This window comes from Pedococcus sp. P1_H8 (assembly GCF_056405175.1).
The window spans coordinates 1-18065 of record NZ_JBFUCP010000012.1 but is presented as its reverse complement, the minus strand read 5'-3'; the positions used below and the strand labels follow the sequence as shown (position 1 = coordinate 18065).

15 protein-coding genes are annotated in these 18065 nt (G+C 67.3%); 7 read left to right on the top strand and 8 right to left on the bottom strand.

The window, feature by feature from the left end; translation table 11 throughout:
* Positions 1–9 precede the first annotated feature (9 nt).
* Positions 10–2163, bottom strand: coding sequence for an MMPL family transporter (locus AC1DYG_RS16560; protein ID WP_477640969.1), 2154 nt, complete (start codon positions 2161–2163; stop codon positions 10–12).
* Between the two features lie 256 nt (positions 2164–2419).
* Between AC1DYG_RS16560 and AC1DYG_RS16555 the strand changes: the two genes are divergently transcribed.
* Positions 2420–3184 carry a hypothetical protein gene (locus AC1DYG_RS16555; protein ID WP_477640968.1) on the top strand — a complete coding sequence of 255 codons (765 nt, stop codon included), beginning with the start codon at positions 2420–2422 and terminating at the stop codon, positions 3182–3184.
* A gap of 15 nt (positions 3185–3199) precedes the next feature.
* Here the strand turns inward: AC1DYG_RS16555 and AC1DYG_RS16550 are convergent, their stop codons facing one another.
* Positions 3200–4171 (bottom strand): hypothetical protein, encoded by a 972-nt coding sequence (locus AC1DYG_RS16550; RefSeq protein WP_477640967.1) that lies wholly within the window; start codon positions 4169–4171, stop codon positions 3200–3202.
* Complete coding sequence (locus AC1DYG_RS16545; RefSeq protein WP_477640966.1) at positions 4168–4761, bottom strand: hypothetical protein; 594 nt, start codon at positions 4759–4761, stop codon at positions 4168–4170. The genes AC1DYG_RS16550 and AC1DYG_RS16545 overlap by 4 nt, the downstream gene beginning before the upstream one ends.
* Before the next feature lie 198 nt (positions 4762–4959).
* Here AC1DYG_RS16545 and AC1DYG_RS16540 point away from each other — a divergent pair, with 198 nt between their 5' ends.
* Positions 4960–5712 carry a DUF5995 family protein gene (locus AC1DYG_RS16540; protein ID WP_477640965.1) on the top strand — a complete coding sequence of 251 codons (753 nt, stop codon included), beginning with the start codon at positions 4960–4962 and terminating at the stop codon, positions 5710–5712.
* 60 nt (positions 5713–5772) lie between these two features.
* Here the strand turns inward: AC1DYG_RS16540 and AC1DYG_RS16535 are convergent, their stop codons facing one another.
* The 5 genes from AC1DYG_RS16535 to AC1DYG_RS16515 form a co-directional block, all read right to left on the bottom strand.
* On the bottom strand, positions 5773–6462 hold the full coding sequence (locus tag AC1DYG_RS16535; protein WP_477640964.1) for a DUF4230 domain-containing protein: 690 nt from the start codon (positions 6460–6462) through the stop codon (positions 5773–5775).
* A 19-nt stretch (positions 6463–6481) separates the two neighbouring features.
* Positions 6482–7024, bottom strand: a complete 543-nt coding sequence (locus AC1DYG_RS16530; protein ID WP_477640963.1) for a YkvA family protein — start codon at positions 7022–7024, stop codon at positions 6482–6484.
* Positions 7024–7803, bottom strand: a complete 780-nt coding sequence (locus tag AC1DYG_RS16525) for a DUF6308 family protein (RefSeq protein WP_477640962.1) — start codon at positions 7801–7803, stop codon at positions 7024–7026. Before AC1DYG_RS16525 ends, AC1DYG_RS16530 begins: the two co-directional genes overlap by 1 nt.
* Positions 7800–9482: an NERD domain-containing protein gene (locus tag AC1DYG_RS16520; RefSeq protein WP_477640961.1), complete on the bottom strand. Its 1683-nt coding sequence runs from the start codon at positions 9480–9482 to the stop codon at positions 7800–7802. Before AC1DYG_RS16520 ends, AC1DYG_RS16525 begins: the two co-directional genes overlap by 4 nt.
* 117 nt (positions 9483–9599) lie before the next feature.
* Positions 9600–10382 carry a DUF4352 domain-containing protein gene (locus AC1DYG_RS16515; protein WP_477640960.1) on the bottom strand — a complete coding sequence of 261 codons (783 nt, stop codon included), beginning with the start codon at positions 10380–10382 and terminating at the stop codon, positions 9600–9602.
* Positions 10383–10784: 402 nt separating this feature from the next.
* Here AC1DYG_RS16515 and AC1DYG_RS16510 point away from each other — a divergent pair, with 402 nt between their 5' ends.
* The 5 genes from AC1DYG_RS16510 to AC1DYG_RS16490 all read left to right on the top strand — a co-directional run bounded on the left by AC1DYG_RS16510 (position 10785) and on the right by AC1DYG_RS16490 (position 17938).
* Positions 10785–12455 carry a hypothetical protein gene (locus AC1DYG_RS16510; RefSeq protein ID WP_477640959.1) on the top strand — a complete coding sequence of 557 codons (1671 nt, stop codon included), beginning with the start codon at positions 10785–10787 and terminating at the stop codon, positions 12453–12455.
* A gap of 206 nt (positions 12456–12661) precedes the next feature.
* On the top strand, positions 12662–14914 hold the full coding sequence (locus tag AC1DYG_RS16505; RefSeq protein ID WP_477640958.1) for an FG-GAP-like repeat-containing protein: 2253 nt from the start codon (positions 12662–12664) through the stop codon (positions 14912–14914).
* A gap of 147 nt (positions 14915–15061) precedes the next feature.
* Positions 15062–15610, top strand: a complete 549-nt coding sequence (locus tag AC1DYG_RS16500; protein WP_477640957.1) for a hypothetical protein — start codon at positions 15062–15064, stop codon at positions 15608–15610.
* Between the two features lie 9 nt (positions 15611–15619).
* Positions 15620–16516 (top strand): HNH endonuclease, encoded by an 897-nt coding sequence (locus AC1DYG_RS16495; RefSeq protein ID WP_477640956.1) that lies wholly within the window; start codon positions 15620–15622, stop codon positions 16514–16516.
* Between the two features lie 186 nt (positions 16517–16702).
* Complete coding sequence (locus AC1DYG_RS16490; RefSeq protein ID WP_477640955.1) at positions 16703–17938, top strand: DUF6884 domain-containing protein; 1236 nt, start codon at positions 16703–16705, stop codon at positions 17936–17938.
* The last annotated feature ends 127 nt before the right edge of the window (positions 17939–18065 follow it).

Here is an 18065-nt window from a genome sequence, read left to right as displayed (position 1 = left end):
TCACCTCGCTCAATGGGCGGGCTGGAGCGTGTCCTGCGTGGCCTCGGGCTCCTCCGCCGCGGTCGGGGTCCCCGCGTCGAGGTCGGCGTCACGCTTGGACAGCGCGCTCGGCCACCACATGCGGCCGCGCACGTCGAGGTTGAGAGCCGTCACGAGGACGGAGCGGACCACGAGGGTGTCGAGCAGGACGCCGAGTGCGACGGCGAACCCGATCTCCGCGAAGGTGACTACCGGCAGGGTGGCCAGCACCGCGAACGTCCCCGCGAGCACCAGGCCGGCGGACGTGATGACGCCACCGGTCGCGGCGAGCCCGACGAGGGCGCCACGTCGCGTGCCGATCTCCTTGGCCTCCTCGTGGACGCGGGTCATCAGGAAGATGTTGTAGTCGATCCCCAGCGCGACGAGGAAGACGAAGACGAACAGCGGCAGTGACGAGTCCGCCCCGGCGAAGCCCAAGACGTGTCGGAAGATCAACGCCGACAGGCCCATTGCCGCACCGTAGGACAGGACCACCGTGCCGATCAGGATGAGTGGCGCGGTGATCGCCCGCAGCAGCAGGATGAGGATCAGCAGCACGACGCCGAGGATCAGCGGGATGATCCGCACGTTGTCGTCGGCCGACGCGCGCAGGGTGTCGGCACGGGTGGCGGTGTCACCACCGGCGATCGCATTGGCCCCGGGGACTTCGGCGATGGCGGTGCGGATCCGGTCGACGCTCTGGGTGGCCGCGTCCGAGTCCGGCGCGTCGGTGAGGGTCGCCTGGATCAGGGTGAGGTTGCCCTTCGTGACCGGGTCGGCGACCGAGGCGACTCCCTCGACAGACTTCAGGGTGGTCACGACGGTGGCGGCCTGGTCGGCGTTGGCGAGGATCATGACGGGTGAGCCCGCGCCGGCCGGGAAGTGCCTGGCCAGAACCTGTTCTCCCACCACGGATTCCGGGGTGCCGTAGAAGGCGTCCTTGTTCTGCAGCCCGACCGCGTTGAGCTGCAGGACGCCGAGCGAGGCCACGGCCAGCAACAGGCAGGTGACGACCCACGTGCGCCGCGGTGCGCGGGCGATCCGGGCGCCGATGCGCGCCCAGAACCCGTCACGGGTGTGGTCGTCGGAGCCGTAGGACGGCCGCACCGGCCAGAAGATCCAGCGCCCGCACACGACGAGCAACGCGGGCAGCAGCGTCAGCATGACCAGCAGGCCGACGGCGACGCCGATGGCCGCGACCGGCCCCAGGCCCTTGGTGGAGTTCATCGTCGCGACGAGCAGGCAGAGCATGCCGGCGATGACCGTGGCGCCGGAGGCGAAGATTGCGGGGCCGGCGCGGTGCAGCGCAAAGGCCATCGCCTCGTGCCGGTCCTCGTGACGACGCAGCTCCTCGCGATAGCGGGCGACGAGCAGCAGGGCATAGTCGGTCCCTGCGCCGAACACGATGACGGTGAGGATGCCCGAGCTCTGCGCGTTCACGGTGAGGGTGTCGTCCTTGGCGAGGAAGTAGATGACCGCCTGCGCGACAAAGAGAGCGGTGCCCGCCGAGACCACCGGGATGAGCCACAGGATCGGGCTGCGGTAGGTCAGCAGCAGGATGATGATGACGACGGTCATCGCGGAGTAGAGCAGCTTGCCGTCGATGCCCGAGAACGCCTCCGACGAGTCCGCGGAGAAGCCGACCGGACCGGTCACCAGCATCGACAGCCCGTCCGGACGGTCCTGGGCAATCGCCCGCAGGTCCTTGACGGTCGCGCCGAGCGAGTCCCACCCGGCATCGCCCGCGTCGATCGGCACGATCACCTGCAGCGCCTTGCCGTCCTGAGACGGGATCGGGCCCACGGAGTCGTTGCGCACCGGCTCGAGGGCGTTGAACTTCGCGACCTGGGCGGTGACCGACTGCGTGTCCGCCGGGGTCAGCCCGCCGGGCCGCTCATAGACGATGACCGCCGGGAACTCGTTCTTGCTCTGGAACGCCTCGATCTGCTTGACCACCTGGGTCGACTGCGCGTCGGCCGGCAGCCACGCGACGGCCTCGTTGTTGAGCGCGCCCTGCAGCTTGCCCGCGGGTCCGAACGCCGCGGCCAGCACCGCCAGCCAGAAGACGAGGACCAGCCACTTGGTCACCTTCGATGACGGGAACCACGCCAACCGCCCGACGTCCCCGATCCGTGTCTGTGCCATTGCGGTCGCCTCTCCCCTACCCGGTGTCGCACCTCCCAGCTCGGCGCAGTCTCGTTCCACCGTAAGCCGCGGTCATGGTGGCGTACAACGGTTTTCGGGTGCAGGTGAGGTGGGTCTCAGGGAACAGTCAGGGCTGACCCTGAGACGCTTTCGGGCAATTCGGGTCGTATGCCGCGTGGCTACGACCAATGGCCGACCCGGGCGTGGGCCTGCTGCGCCTACCGTGGAAGGAGCAGCGTCACGGAGAGAGGACACCATGGCCAGCACCCTCTCCGTCGACGGGCGGTGGGACGACCAGCACACCCCGACCTACCTCCGCGAGCTGCTCGAGATCCTCCGCGTCGTGGGGGTCGTCGGCATCGGGTGGGGTCTGCTGTGCCTGGGGCTCGGCGGCCGGCTCGCGATGTTCCTGCTCCGCCTCACCTCCCCCGACTACGTGCGGGGCGTGGAGAGTGACGACGGATTCATCATCGGCCAGTTCACGTTGTCGGGCACCTACAACCTCGCCGTCCTCGGCGCCGCCCTCGGAGTGATCGGGGCGGCCGCCTACATCGCGGTGGCGCCGTGGCTGATCGGGCCGCCCGGGTTTCGCCGGTTCACGGTTGCCCTGACCAGCGCCGCGATCGGCGGGTCCGGGACCATCCACTACGACGGCATCGACTTCCACGCCCTCAAGCCACAGGCCTTCGCCCTCGGGCTCTTCCTCGCCCTGCCGTTCCTCTTCGGCTACGGCGTCGCCCTTCTCGTCGACCGCGTCGCGGAGCGGGACTCGTGGACGCGTCGAGGCAAGACGGCGTGGGTCCTGCCGCTGGCGCTCCTGGTGCTGATTGCGGCCAACCCCCTCGCAGGGGTCGTCCCGATCGTCGCGGCGATCATCGCCGTCCTGCTCCCGGTGCGCCGACTGTTCCACCGGCCGATCGCGTCCTCGCCAGCCGGGACTCTCGCCGCGCGGACGTTCTACTTCGCGATAGCCCTCTACAGCTTCTCGCTGCTGGGCATGGACCTGGCCGACTTCGCCTGAGGAACGGGGTGACCCCTACTTGTCGGCCAAGGATCTGGCCGACCGCGCGCGAGCGCGCTCGTGTCGACCCCGACTCCCCTGACGATCCGGGTCCCGCACCGCCGAGACGATCGAGACCGCGAACAGCCCGACGAAGCCCACTCCCATCACCCAGGTCAGCGGACGGTCCGTGAAGAACTCGTCCCTCGCCCGCACGACGGCTACGAAGACCAGGGCGAACATCACGAGCTGCACGCGACGCATCAGCCGCAGCGACTCCCAGCGGTGGTCCACCAGCACTCCCAGCCCTGCTGCACCGAGGCAGAAGGTCGCGCCCACCACCCGACTCGTCAGTGGCGTGAGCGGCCACGGCCAGATGGTGATCGCCCACGCCGGCGCAACGAACAGGACGAGTCCCGTGACGAGGGCGAGGCCTCCCATGTCGGCGACGAACCGTCGGGTCACGCGCCCGAGGCGAGGGGCGTCGGGAGCCGGCTGCGCGGCATACCTCTGGTTGGCGAGCCAAGCCGCCACCACGAGGAAGGGAGCCGTGAAGTAGAGGGCGGCCCACAGCCAGAAGGCGACCTTGCCGTGGGCGAACTTGTCCCAGTGGAGGATGGTCGCGACCCCGAGCAGCGTCGCGAAGAGGGCCACTGAGACGAAGCCCGCGCGCACCGCTGCCCAGCGTCGCTCGACGAGGAGCACGCGGAGGAAGAAGTAGCAGCCGCCGAGGTAGGCGGACGCCAGCAGCATCGAGGTCATCTGGGCCTGGATGGGCCACGACCAGAGGCGGGCGGTCTCGCCGGGGAAGCCGTAGAGCAGGACGAAGGCGACGAGCAGGAACGGCGCGATGAAGGCCGCGAGGGCACGGGTGGCGGTGAGCAGACGGTCGTCGCGGAGCGGGCCTTCGTCGTCCAGACCTGGGTAGTGGGCGACCGCGTCTCCCATGCCGGCCTCGCCCCTGCCGAGGTCGCTGGTGCCGGGGTCGCCGCCGCCGGCGGTGCTCATGCCGGCACCCGCGAGACGGAGTCGAGGAGGGCTGCGTAGGAGGCGACCAGCGCGCGTCGTTCGGCGGCCAGTCGCGGGTCGGCGAGGTCGCACCCGGCGGCGACCCACGCGTCCGACAGGTCCATCGCCTCGGCCCGCCATCGAGCGGCTTCGTGCATCGTCGACCGGGGCGCCGAGTAGACGTGGGCGTAGAGCTCGACCAGGGCGTGTTCGAGCTCGCCGCGGGTCGCCGCGTCGTCGCGCTGGTGGGCCCGATGGACCCGCCACCACTCGACCTCCAGCTCCGACGCCCGCTGGGGGTCGAAGCTCAGGTCCGAGTGCGCGAGGACGAGCTCGTAGAACCGCCGCATCGAAGCCCGCGCGGCGTCAGGATCGTTGTGGGGCACCGGAGCCCACGCCTTGTTGGCGCGCAGCACGTGCCACGCCGCGACGAAGGTGAGCCGCGGTCCCAGGCCGAAACCCTGGTCGACCATGCCGACGAAGGCCCGCAGCGCTGGACCCCACTCGCGTCGGTAGTAGCTCGCCCACGCCTGAGTCTCGAGGCGCCCGAGCGAGACGGGGTCGAAGTCGCGAGGACTGTGACGACTCAAACTGTGACGACTCAAACTGTGGCGCCTGGGACTGTGTCGACTTGCCACGCCGCACCTGCTTCCCGGCCGGAGGCGTCCGTCCCCAGCCGCTGACGTCCCCCCGCAGGAGCCGCTGACCAACCGCCAGCACGAGCGCTGGCGACCGCCGGCCCCGGGCTCGATAATAGTCGCGCAGGCCCGTCCGGTCAGGGGGTGCAGATGCCCGAGCGCGACATCGAAACGGTCGTCGCTGCCATGGATGCCCGGCTCGTCCGGATGCCTCCCGATAGGACCGCGCAGCGCCTGTTCCTCGAGACCTATCGCCGGACGACGCTGGCCGTGGGCAAGGCGATCGCGGACGCGCAGTTCGAGGACCCGGAGTGGGTCGAGCGGTGGGACGTGGTGTTCGCCGACCTCTACCTGGACGCGCTCGACCTCGACCTAGCGGGGAGTCCTTCCGTGCCGCGGCCCTGGCGGCTGGCCTTCTCGGCGCCTGCTTCTCTGCCAGCGTTGCGGCACGTGTTGCTGGGCATCAACGCGCACATCAACTACGACCTGCCGCAGGCGTTGTTGGCGGTGATCAGTGACGCGGAGTTCGCGGACCCTTTGGTGGTGGCGCGGCGGGCGCGTGACCACGAGCGGATCGACGGCGTGCTGTCCGGCCGGGTCGCCGCCGAAGACGACGAGCTGGGGGTGGTGTCGACGCGGACTCTGGTGGACCGGGTCCTGCAACCGCTGAATCGCTTGTCCTCCAAGCGATTCCTGCGCGAAGCGCGCCAGAAGGTCTGGCACAACACCGTGGAACTCCAGCAGGCGCGGCTCCTGGGTGAGGACAGGTATGCCGCGCGGCTGGCAGAGCTCGAAGTGCTCAGCGCCGCCCGCATCGCGGACCTGTTGGCGCCGGGTCAGGTGTTGTTGCGGCTGGCGGTGGCCGGGTTCGGCGTCACCATCCCACCACCGTCAGTCACTTGAGGTTGCCGGCGCCCGCGGGCCCGCGCGTCAGCGGGGCAGCGCAGGCAGCGCGTCAGCGCGTCAGCGCGGGTCCTCGTCGTAGGTGATCGTGACGCTGGTGTAGCCGAGCGAGCCGAGCAGGCCGCGAAGCATCTTGCTCGTGTTCTCCTTGGCCTGGTTGGTCAGCAGGTCCTCGCCGGTGGCGGCGGTGGTCATCTGGCTGATCGCCTTGAGTTGGGCCTCCCGCTCGAGGTCCGACCCCTTGAACCTGTTGACGATGCCCTTCTCGTGGCTGACCACATAACTGGTCTGCAGGTCGAGCGCGGGCTTGCCGGCGGTGGGTGCAGGCAGCTTGATCGTCACCGACTTGGCGTCCTCAGAAACGACGACCCGGCTCTTGTCGAGCTCGCCGAAGTCCACGACCGCATCCACGTCGCCCTTGCCGACGTAGAGCACCCGCTCGCCGCTGACCCAGTCGGGCAGACGGCTCGTGTCCCTGTCGAGGTCCACCACGGTCTCGTAGTGCCCGGTCACCGCGTGGTACTCGCTGATGTCGGTGAGCGACCTGAGCACCGGCGAGCCACTGCGGGCTGTTGTCTTGTCGCCGAACGGGTTGAGCGAGGGCCGCCAACCGGCGAGCATCCCCACCGCCCCGGCCACCAACGCCACGATGACCACGGCACCCAACACTGACGTGATCAGCCCGAGGGTCGGCAACAGGCGGGAACCGCCCCGACCACGGAGGCGCGACTTGCCATTCATTTCACTCATGCGCCCAACTGCTCCATGCCTAGTCCGTCGCTCCCGCTTCCCACTCACGGAACGCATCGAGCTCGCCGCGGACCGTCTTGATGACCCACCCGACAACGGCGGCGTCGTCGAGCAGTCCGACACCAACGATCGCGTCAGGGATTAGGTCCACGGGCGAGACGACGTAGATGAGGCCAGCGACGACGATCACAAGAGCGTCCACCGGAATGGCGCGGTAATGGCCGCGGGCGTAGGCCACGACGAGCCGGATCAGCGCCCGGAAGTCTTCCAGCACGGCCGCAAAGGGCCCCGACCTCATCGCCGCCGAACGCCCTGCCTTGTCCGCGATCTCGCGCAGCTTCTGGGGGTCACTGGCGATACGCCGAGCCCGCTCGGTCGCACGCCGGAAGAACTTCGACTCGACGGCACCCGCGGCCTTCTTGGCGGGCGCGGCCTTCGTGCTGGTCGTCGCCTTCTTCGCCGGGATGGCCTTCTTGGTGGGCGTCTTCTGGGTGGGCGTCTTCTTGGTCGCCGTGGTGGCCGTGGCCTTCTTGGCCGGCGTGGTCTTGATGGGCTGTGTCATCAGCTCCCCCTTTTCGTCAAAGCGGACCGTATCGGTTCTATCGTCCGAATCTCCGGATATGCCGCATATCCACGCCGAGCGTGCATCCACAGGACCACGTCCAGGTGCCGCAACCTCGCCGTCGGCGACCCGACGTCCACACCTGGGATGGCCGCCGCCTTTTCGACGATCTGGTCGAGGCTGCTGCGGATGCCGTCGTCTTGGAGCAGCCGTCGGTAGACCTGCCAGTCAACCTCGTAGTTCTTCCCGATCCCAAGCAGCGCGCACACCACCGAGTCGCGAACGGGAAACAGGTCCGGTCTCTTGCGTGCCGACAGCTTGGACACAGTGACCCAGGGGTTGGCTGTCGCAGACTCGGTTGCGGAGAGCGCTGGCTTCAGGGCGCGATGGAAGGCTGCCATCGCCTCCAGAGTCGCAGCGTCCGCCAGCGCAAGGTTCGCGTCGAGGGCCAGATGCTGCTCGCCCAGCATGTCGATGAGACGCGCGCCAGTCCGACTCGGCTCGGTGAGCCGGCGGACGACGGCGGGCGACACCGACACTTGGAGGAGAGTCAGAGCAAGCAGATCGCCCGATGTGAATCCGTGGGGATCGCAAGGTCCGACCGTCAGAAAGGTTGCTCCAGCGAAGTCGCCCTCGCGTGAGTAGTAGGCCGCCAGACGATCGACTGCCAGCTCGTGTCCGAGTGCCTGCCAAGTCGCTTCGTGGGCCCGCGCGTACATCTCATCGGTCAGGGCTTCCCAGCCTTCGGGGACCCTGGCGAACCGTTCCGGATACGTCATCTGTTGCCTCCTAAGTTGATGCCTAGCTGCTTGGCGACGGCCTCGCCGCCCATCTCGCGGATGACATCGGGATTGCCTACGACCACAAGGAGGTCTGTTGCTCGCGACATGCCGACATAGAGCCGTTCGCGGGATCGATCGGTGACCTTGGCCTGGTTGACGCAGAGCACGACGGCTCGTCGCTCGAGTCCCTTGCACCCAAGGACGTGCCCGTAGAAGACGTCGTCGTCCTCCCAGAAGCTGCGCCAGTAGTCGCGTTGGTCCGTGTCGCCGGCGAGTTTGATCTGCTGCGGGTGCCGACTCCCGGTGGTGATGACCGCGATGTGTTTGGGCAGCCAGCCGTCGTCGAGGAGCCTGACGGCCTGTTCGTCCGCAGCGTCCACAGCCTCCTCGGGAGTTTCAGCAGGGACGAACCGCACCTCTACGCCCTCTCCGCCACGCGGCGTCATGCGCATCGGCGCCAGCGGCCCGAACGCCGCGGCGATCTGCTTGGTGTTGCGCAGATTGTGGTCCAGCACCAATGGCACCAGGGGCACAGGAGGCTGGCCGAATCTCGAGAAGATTCGCTGGTTCTCGTCTGAGTAGACATAGAGACCGCCCGTCTCCTCATCGCGCAACGAGCGCATGAGCGGCGTCCACCAGAGGTCCGCGAAATCCTGTCCTTCGTCGACGATCAGCGAGTCGAAGCATTGGCCGTCGGGAAGGGCAGCGGCCAGCTCTGCCATCTGCGTCGGGAGCTCCTCCTCCCAGAACGCGGGATTGTCGCGGCTGCCCTCGGGTCCTCCCCACAGTTGACCCAGTTCGTGGAAGGTACCCACGAACGCAGGCCGGTGTTTGCGCGGAGCAGCCGCGACCTGTCGCTTGAAGTACTCCGCCAGCCCGATCGAGTAGCAGACCAGGGCGACGCGCTGGGATCGCCGATCGCCGGAGCCTCGGGCCAGCTCCTTGGCCTGGGTCAGAGCCAACACGGTCTTCCCACTCCCCGCGCCGCCCCGCACCTCGACGCGGTGCAGGAGCCGAGTCACCTTGAGCAGCGTGGCCTGCTCAGCAGTGAGCCGGTCCGCCTCGCGTGCCCGGTCCTCGGCAACCGAGTCCGGGTCGTAGGCCGGCAGGTGCCGACCGCGGAGGATCTCGACGATCAGCTCGACGTCGTCTTCGGTCGGTCGTCGCTGCCCGCCCTCCTGACGGCCCGCGACGTCCCTTGCCCGCTCCCCCAAGTGGTCCTGGTCGTCGCGGCCATGGATCGCCCATCGAGGACAGTCCGGCATCGCGAAGTCATCGTGGATCTCCGAGAAGGGCACGACGACCGTGTGACCCCAACGGATGCGAGTGCGTGAGCTCTGCTTCCACCTGGGATCGCACTCGACGTACTTCCGCAGGGCGTACAGATTGCTGCGCGCTTGGTCCACCGGATCGATCTGGCGTGTCCCGGCACCACGCGACTGGTGCCACCCGTCCTTGTCGACCCAGACGCTGCCGCCCTTGACCTCGACGACCACGACACCGAAGTCAGGCATCAGCAGGACGAGGTCTAGCTCGTGGTCCTTGCGCTCGTCCGTCAGGCGCACGTTGGCCAGGACCACATCGTCCGCCCCGAGCTGTCGGACCAGCCGTTCCCAGACTTCCCGCTCCGACTCCGTCGTGAACTTCGGCTCAGTGGGCAGTGTTGTCGCTGCCATCGCTCCCCCTCTTCGACTCCGCGTCTGCGCGATGCTGCCACAGATGGCCCTTGAATCTTGGTCGGGCGGTGAGGTACGCCGGGTGGCGACCGCCCGGCATACCTGACCCTTGGGTGGTCAGAGACGGACTGTCACGCCGCCGGAGAACATCGAGTCGTGCAGCTCGAGGCTGGCGAGCTTGGCGCCCTTTGGGATGTCGAAGTAGACCTTGCCCTTGACGCTGTTGCCGGGGTTGATCTCCTCCCACAGGACGTCGGAGCTGCCGTCGTAGAGCGATGCCTCGCTGTCGGCCGAGAACTTGCGCCCCTTGCTGTCGAACGCCTCCTGGTTGTCGGCGAACATCGACTGCGCCTCGTCGCCGATGTTCTCGATGGTGAGGGAGACCGCGCAGAACTGACCCTGCGCCTTCTTAATGAGGTAGGGGTTATCGCCGACCTTCGCGATCCCGCACTTCACGCTGCGGACCGTGAACTTGAACTTGCCATCGCGGACTGCCTTGCCGATCTGCGATGTCGGGGGCGCCGGCTTGGGGGCAGGCTTGGGAGCTGCAACGGCAGCCTTGGTGGGCGTCGCCGAAGCCGGCGCCTTGGTCCCTAGGGGCGCCACGACCTCGGCTTTGGCGGCAGAGGCTGTGGGGCTCGGGGCCGACACCGGCTGCGTCGGGTCGCTGTCCGGCAGTGCAGCGCCGAAGATTCCGAGGGCCACCACAACCGCCGGGATGATGAACCGCTTCTTCGCGTACCAACGTCGCGTCGTCGAGGTGTGCCCCGTCGCAAGGCTGGCCTGCTGAACTTGCTGGCCATCGACTCCCGGTGCAAAGTGTTCGGTCCATTGCTGGCCGTCCCAGTACCGCTGACGGCCATCCTCCTGCGGGAACCAACCCGCTGGTGATGTGCTCACTGCTCCTCCTTGATGGGTGAAAGGCGAGGCGAGAGAAGGCATCACGAATAGAGCCCGTCTGGGCTTCATGAGCTGGTCGACCCCACTGCGCCAGAGCGGCACAGCCCCCTCGGTCCTGCTGAAGTGAACGTAGAACCGACCACTGACAACGGAGTTCGCAATGTGCCTCTGCGGGGGTCGGCCGAACGGATGATTCTTCGCGGTCTTGACGCGGGTCAGCATCCAGACTGCGCCGTGGTCATGCGTGGGGCGTCGCCGAGCGAACAAGAGTTGGGGCTACCGGCCAAGGCTTCAGACAAGTTCGTGTCTGACCGGACCCGGTTGAATCACCACCAGGGGTTAGAGCCATGCTGTTGAATGACCGCGACTAGCGCCACGGGGCAATCGAGCAAGGGGTAATCGGTGGGTGAAAGTGTGGTGCTGCGCAACCTCGGATCACGGCAGAGCATGGACCCGTCCTGCAGCGGGCCGTGGACGACACACCTCTCGCTGCTCTGGTCCGCATTACCAGACCCGGATGAGTTCCGCGCCCGACTGCCGCGGCAACCGCCCGAGGACGGCGACCACCTAATGAAGGTGGCGTGGTGGACGCCCCTAGTGCACCTCGCACGGTTCGGCTTGGGCCTCGCGCATCCCGGTGCTGGCCTGGCGGAGTTGATGTGCGACAGCGGTGATGGAAGTGATGCGACAGAGCGTGCGAAGCGTTTGATCGAGCTCTGGTGGGGGTCCAGTCTGGACGACTTCATCGCCTGGGGCACCGGCGGTGGCGACCAGTGGCTCCTAACCGGTGGCCCCTGGCCTCTTGACCTTCCCGACAGTGTGCCGCTCCCGCCGCGCGGCTCGGACAAGTTCCGGCGCCTGCGTGACACGCCCGCTTGGCAGGCGACCTGGGGCGGCGGCTACGACCCACTCCACCTCGCGGACCACAGCGCTCACCCCCTGTCGCCGAGCGAGCCGGTCCACGTCGCCGCCGTTGATGACCGCTTGGTGCTGCAATCCCAAGGTTACGGCGGGTGGTACCGAGCCCTGGCTAACCTCTCATATCTTGCGCCACCGGAAGGCAGCCAAGTCACCGTGAATATCCGCGGCTTCGGCGAGCTCGGGACCTATCTGGTGGGTACCGGACGGCTGCCCAGGCTCCACACGCTGCCCGCCCTCCCCCGCGCTCATCGGCGTCCACGCAACGCCGAACTACACCTGGATGATCGTCGATCCGCGAACCGCACACAGGGAACATCGGTGGTCTCGGACCGGCCGTCCACGGTCGTCGCCCTGGGCGTCGCCCGCTGCCCTGAGGTCGATGCGGCACGCGCTCAGGACAGTCACCCGTGCCGCCCGATCGTCGCCCTTCAGCGATCCGCCCCCGATGAGTTTCAGGTGCCGGAGGCGTGGGCGGGCAACATCCAGGACGGACGGATCGTGTTCCTCTCCTCGAACCCGTCGATCAGCGAAGCCGGCGACCACCAAAGCGGCGAGGTTGCCGAGATGTACCCGACCGCGGACTGGGCCGACGAAGACATCGCTGACTTCATCGAGCACCGGTTCGACTCGCACCAAGGGTGGGCCACCAAGGAGGGGAAGTTCCGACGCATGGATGGCAGTCTGTCTCCGAAACCAGTCGCCTTCTGGAACAACGTACGCCGGCGCGCTGGCGAGCTCCTCGAGAAGGAGGCCAGTCCCGCCGTTGACTACGCCATGACCGAGGTCGTGCACTGCAAGTCCAAGGGCGAGGCTGGCGTCGCCAAGGCAGCGGCCACCTGCGTCGACAGACACCTCGACAGCGTGATGGGCATCAGTCCGGCGAAACTCGTCGTCGTTTTGGGTCGACGGTCCCGACTCTTGCTTTCCGGGCTATGGCCGTTAGGCCCGGACTTCGGCACCCAAAACGGTGACGGGTGGCGGGAAAGAGACAACATGACCCTCGTCGAGGTCGGCGGCCACCAAAGACTCGTGGTGTACCTGTGGCACCCCACGGGTGCCACCGCGCCCAAGACTTTCAATGGCGCATATCCAATGCACCTGGAGTCATTGCGCGCCTTGGTGCGGGGTGACATCGGCCCGGCCGACGTGTGACGGGAGCATGCCCGCTCTGGCAGGCATGCTCCGCGCGACCGGCAGGTAGAGCGGCGCCGCGCGGTGCGTCGCGGCGACACGCCGGAGGTGGATCGTCCTAACGGACATGTTTCCGGGAGGAATGCGACACGACGACGGCGCGGGTGCCACTCTTCACTGTCGTCACACCAGCCTCCTGTCCCCCACGATCCCCCCGGACTAAAACCGTGCGCCTTCTGCCTGCCTCCCTCGCTGTCCTGGCCATCACCCCTGTCTTCGTGGCCCTCCCCACGGTGTCCTTTGCCTCCACGGATACGCCCCATCCCGTAGCCCCCCGCGTGCAGTCCACCGCGGTGCGCGGGATCGACGCCGCGGCCAAGGGCCAGCTTAGGGACCGCCGCGTTCTTCGCCCCGGACACGCCACCAGCACCCTCACTCCGGTGCAGGAGCGGTCCCGGTTCACCGTCGCGGGAGTCTCCTGGGCGCGCAGCACCGGGCTCAGCGGAGACGACGTCATCGTGCAGGTGCGTGTCCGCGAGGACTCAGGGTGGAGCGACTGGGAGACGCCCGGCGTGACCGACGAGGGTCCGCAAGGCGGGACCACCGAGTCGGCCACGGCTCGCCTCGGCACGAACCCACTCGTCACCGACGGCGCTACCGCGATCCAGGTCCGTGTGGACACGGCGAACGGCCAGCCCCTCCCCGATGTCCGGGTCACCACCATCAACCCCGGCACCTCGTCCGCCGACGACGACCTCGTCCCCCACACACCCGCCGCCTCCGCGTCCGCCGCAGCGACGACTCCCACGATCATCACGCGCAAGCAGTGGGGCGCAGACGAGTCGCTGCGCGGGTCGACGACCTACAACTCGACCGTCAAGGCGATCACGATCCACCACACGGCCAGCTCGAACGACTACACCGCTGCCACGGCCGCCGCCCAGCTCCGCGGCATCTACGCCTATGACACCAAGGGCCTCGGCTGGTCTGACATCGCCTACAACTTCCTGGTCGACAAGTTCGGCCGGATCTACGAAGGCCGTGCCGGGTCGATCACCCAGGCAGTACGCGGGGCCCACGCGATGGGCTTCAACACCAACACGATGGGCGTCGCCGCACTCGGCAACTACGAGACGACTGCCGCCCCCGCCGTCATGGTCGACTCGATCGCGAAGGTCGCGGGCTGGAAGCTGTCGCAGTACGGCGTCGACCCGACCGCCACGACGAAGCTGACCTCGGCCGGCGGGACCGGCGCCAAGTTCGCCGCCGGGGTCGTCGCCACCCTCTCGACCATCAACGCGCACCGGAACACGTCGTACACCGCGTGCCCCGGCAAGAACCTCTACCCGATGATGGCGACCATCCGCAGCAAGGCCGCCCTCTACGCGAAGTACTCCTCGACCTCAGGACCGGCGCCGGTGACGACGGCGAACCTGTTCGCGACCTACGGCACGCTCACCCTCGCCTCGGGCTCGACCGGGTGGGCGGTCCGAGACCTCCAGGTCGAGCTCAACAAGCGCGGGTATGCCGCGGGCACGCCAGACGGCGCGTACGGCGCCTCCTCGCTCACCGCGGTGCAGCGCTTCCAGAAGGCTGCGTTGCTCACGGTCACCGGCAAGGTCGCGGCCAACGACTGGAAGGCGCTGTCGGGGCTCAGCTACGTCAAGACTGGCGCTCCCCCACCCCCGTTGCCCCTCAAGGCGATTGCCGGTTTCAACGCCGACGGACGCGGCGACGTCCTCGGCCGCACCACGGCCGGCGACCTGTACTTCTACCCCGCCAAGCTCGGGGGCATCGGCACGCCGGTGCGGATCGGCAGCGGCTGGAACGCCTACCGCCAGGTCATCTCCCCCGGCGATCTCACCGGCGACCGGTTCGCCGATGTCCTCGCCATCACTTCCACCGGAGCGGCCTACCTGTTCAAGGGCAACGGCAAGGGCGGCCTGCTCGCTGGAAGCACCCTGCTTACGCGCTCTTGGTCGGCCTACACCGACATCCTCACTCCGGGCGACTGGACCGGCGACGGCAAGCCAGACCTGTTGGCGCGCAAGGCCAACGGTGAGCTCTGGATGGTCGCCGGCGACGGCAAGGGCGGGTTCCCGAGCGCCTGGCGACGGATCGGCACCGGCTGGCAGATGTACGCCCAGATGATCACCCCAGGGGACGTCACCGGCGACGGTCGCGTCGACCTCCTGGGCCGCACGCCGGCCGGCAAGCTGTACCTCTACAAGGGCATCGGGGTGGCCACCGCCACGGCAACTGGCTACCTGCCCGGCATCGTGGTCTCGTCCGGATGGCGGGTCTTCAACACTGTGCTCTCGACCGGTGACCTCACCGGGGACGGCAAGGCCGACCTCATGGGGCGCACCCCGGCCAACGTCGACTACGTGTATGCCGGCACTGGCAAGGGCGCTTTCGCGGCACCCAAGCGGTTCACCGCCCCCTGGGGCGCCACGACAAGAATCACCGGAGTCCGATAGTTAAGCAGTCAGAGGTATGCCGCGTGGTCACCGGCGTGCCAACCGCTCCGCGCTACCCGCGGCAACGGCCCCAAAAGGATGTCCCTGAGTATGGCGACTTCTTCCATCTCCCCGACACCGACAGATTCGTCCGGGCAAACTATGCGCGTGACCCAGACCAGTCTTATGTCTCGACTTGGCGAGCGGTGGGACCGTCGAGCGGATTCGTACCGCGACGGTCGGGAGGCCTTCACAGCTCAATCCGCCACGCTCATTCTCCAGGAACCTCAAGCGGTGTGGGCCTTCCTCGACGCACCGGGAGTCGGCGTGCTCCTTCACCGGAAGCATCAGAAGACCTTCCATGTGCCCGGTACTCCAGAGTCAGGCCCGGGCCACCAATCATGCATGTTCATCATGAGTGACAACGGTGTGCTCGAGGTCACGGTCTCTGAGGTGATCGAGTACGACCCCCCGCACCGGGTAAGCAGCAAGATCGTCAACTCGCAGGTGCCGATGGTTGAGGTACAGACGATCGGCGAGGTGCCGGGAGGGTGCAGTTTCGCTGTAAGCCTGGGCACCCGCATCCCCCTCGGGTCCGCGCCCAAGGTCGGTCGTCAGTTACAGGCCTATCTGGACGAGTACGTTACGAAGGTCAAGACCCTCGTTGAGGCTGGGCAACAGCCTGAATCGACCCCCGCGAAAGCCAGCGACTCCTAAGCTGACCCTGTGGCGGGGAATGCGATTAACGAGGAGCGACTTGGGCGTGAGGTAATCGCCGCGGCGGTCCAACGCAGGGCCGACACCCTTGGCGGCTACCTGCCGTGGACTGAACTCACGGACTTCGCGCTCCCCGATGGCACGACTGTCCGCCTGGTCGACCCAGGTCGGGGCGGGATCTGGAACCCGAAGGAGCTCGTCGCGACCCTAAGCATCCTCACGTCGCCCGACGGCCCATATGCGGACCGCGAGACCGACGGGTTCCTCACGTACAGCTACCAATCCGGCCCTGACGGTGGCAAGAACCTCAAGCTTCGCGCGGCCATGGAGCACCGCCTCCCGGTGTTGCGCTTCGACAAGATCGCCAGGGCGACGTACCAGTTGATCTATCCGGTCTTCGTGGTGGGCGACAACCCCATCGCGCGAGAGTTCACTCTGACTCTGGATGAGGTGCTGCGTGCGCTGCCGACGTCAGAGCCGCTCTCCCCCATCGAGAAGGCGTATGCCCAGCGGCTGGTCAACCAACGGGTACACCAGCCAGCCTTCCGAGCGCGTGTGATGCTCGCGTACGAAGGGACGTGTGCGGTGTGCGCGTTGAGACACCCAGAGCTGCTTGACGCCGCCCACATCATCGAAGACGGTAACGAGGGCGGCGATCCGGTCGTGACGAATGGGCTGAGCCTCTGCAAGATGCACCACGCCGCCTACGACCGGTCTCTGCTGGGAATCACGCCCGACTACGAGGTGCGAATTAACCAGGGTCTCCTCGAAGAGATCGACGGCCCCATGCTCCGGCACGGCCTACAGGAGATGCACGGCCGAGGACTCACCCTTCCTCACGCGAAAGCAGACCGCCCAGACCGTGACCGACTGGATGCCCGCTTCCAAACATTCGCCACGGCCTGAGTGCGTGCGGTCTGAAGGCCTGCGGCCAGCTCGAGACTGCGTGGCTGCCAGGCACTCTGCCCACCTTCGTCCTCACACCAACGCACGGCCGACGGACAGGCCAGTTAGGGCTGTGAGAAGCCCCCGCTGAAGAGATGGCTTCGGCTGACTGAGGACCTGGCGCAGATTGGCAGGCAAACTGTTCGTATGTCGCAGTGGGAACGGCTGACCGACTGGCTCAGGACAGCAGACGACATCGTGCCTTTGACCTGGCCCCAGCTTGAGGCGATCGTCGGTCCGCTGCCCGAGTCGGCGACAAGGCACAGGGCCTTCTGGTCCGGCGACCGCTCCCACGTTCGCGCCTGGAAGTCTGCGGGGTACAACCTGACAGCAATTGCTTTGGGGCAAAGCGTCACCTTCGCCCGGCAAAAAGGTTGGTCTAGTCCCACCACGGATTTGAAGGTGAACGTCCCGAAGCCGATCGTTGCAAGCAAGGAGTCGGTTGACGTGGACCTCCTTCTTGTGACGTGTGTCAAGTCCAAGGGCCCGGGTCCAGCAGCCGCCAAGGAGCTCTACACTTCTCCCCTGTTCCGCAAGGAACGCGCATATTCAGAGGCAACTGGTCTGCCTTGGTTCATCCTGTCTGCAGAACATGGTCTCGTTCAGCCAGACGAATGGCTGGCACCGTACGAACGGTACCTCCCGGACACGACGCCGTCATACCAACGAGCCTGGGGGTCCTTCGTCGTCGAGCGCCTCGAACTTCTGATGGGCCCTTTGGCGGGGAAGCGCATCGAGGTCCACGCATCGCGCGACTATGTCGACGCGATCAGGAATCCGCTCGAAAGCAAGGCGGCCGTCGTGGTCACACCGCTCGAAGGCCTATCCCAAGGACTGCGGCTCAACTGGTACGACCAACATCAGGGCGCCAATCGAGACACCCCACCGCCTGTTGCCGATCGTCCACGTCGCGACGTGTCTGCCTTTGTGCATGCGCTGCGTGAAGAGAGTGCCGCGGTTGCGCCTGCAGCGTTCCTAGGGCAGCGTCGATCGGACTGGTCATCGCCCGGTTTGTACAGTTGGTGGGTCGACGTGGCGGGTGCCGAGGAGCTCTCGGCCGGACTCGGCCAACAGTTGAGTCCTGGCCTGATCTATGCCGGACTGGCCGGCGCGACTCGTTGGCCTAGCGGACGCCCCTCGGCGAACACGCTTTGGTCACGCATCGCCGGGATGCACCTCGGCGGACGCCACGAGTTCTCCACCTTTCGCCGCACCCTCGGGTCCATCCTCGCCGCGGCCGACGACGCCGAAGAGATCAACGAGGACCGGCTCACAGTCTGGATGCTCGAACATCTGCGGGTGATCCCGGTTCCGCATAACGATCCCGACGGCTTGGGACGCCTGGAGTCTGATGTGCTCTGCCGAGTCTCAGTTGATCCTTAACGGATCTGTGTCAGGTGATGCTTTACACCTGGCCTAGGAAACTGAGTGGTCCGTCCACGGTCGGTCCGCCTTGATGTTACGCACGGGCAGGGTCGTGGTCCGGCGCACCACGCGGGTCTCGCCGCCG

Coding starts and splice junctions, on each gene's coding strand:
- AC1DYG_RS16555 (WP_477640968.1), top strand. CDS start 2,420: ATGGCCAGCACCCTCTCCGTCGACGGGCGGTGGGACGACCAGCACACC.
- AC1DYG_RS16540 (WP_477640965.1), top strand. CDS start 4,960: ATGCCCGAGCGCGACATCGAAACGGTCGTCGCTGCCATGGATGCCCGG.
- AC1DYG_RS16530 (WP_477640963.1), bottom strand. CDS start 7,024: ATGACACAGCCCATCAAGACCACGCCGGCCAAGAAGGCCACGGCCACC.
- AC1DYG_RS16520 (WP_477640961.1), bottom strand. CDS start 9,482: ATGGCAGCGACAACACTGCCCACTGAGCCGAAGTTCACGACGGAGTCG.
- AC1DYG_RS16490 (WP_477640955.1), top strand. CDS start 16,703: ATGTCGCAGTGGGAACGGCTGACCGACTGGCTCAGGACAGCAGACGAC.
- AC1DYG_RS16560 (WP_477640969.1), bottom strand. CDS start 2,163: ATGGCACAGACACGGATCGGGGACGTCGGGCGGTTGGCGTGGTTCCCG.
- AC1DYG_RS16525 (WP_477640962.1), bottom strand. CDS start 7,803: ATGACGTATCCGGAACGGTTCGCCAGGGTCCCCGAAGGCTGGGAAGCC.
- AC1DYG_RS16535 (WP_477640964.1), bottom strand. CDS start 6,462: ATGAGTGAAATGAATGGCAAGTCGCGCCTCCGTGGTCGGGGCGGTTCC.
- AC1DYG_RS16550 (WP_477640967.1), bottom strand. CDS start 4,171: ATGAGCACCGCCGGCGGCGGCGACCCCGGCACCAGCGACCTCGGCAGG.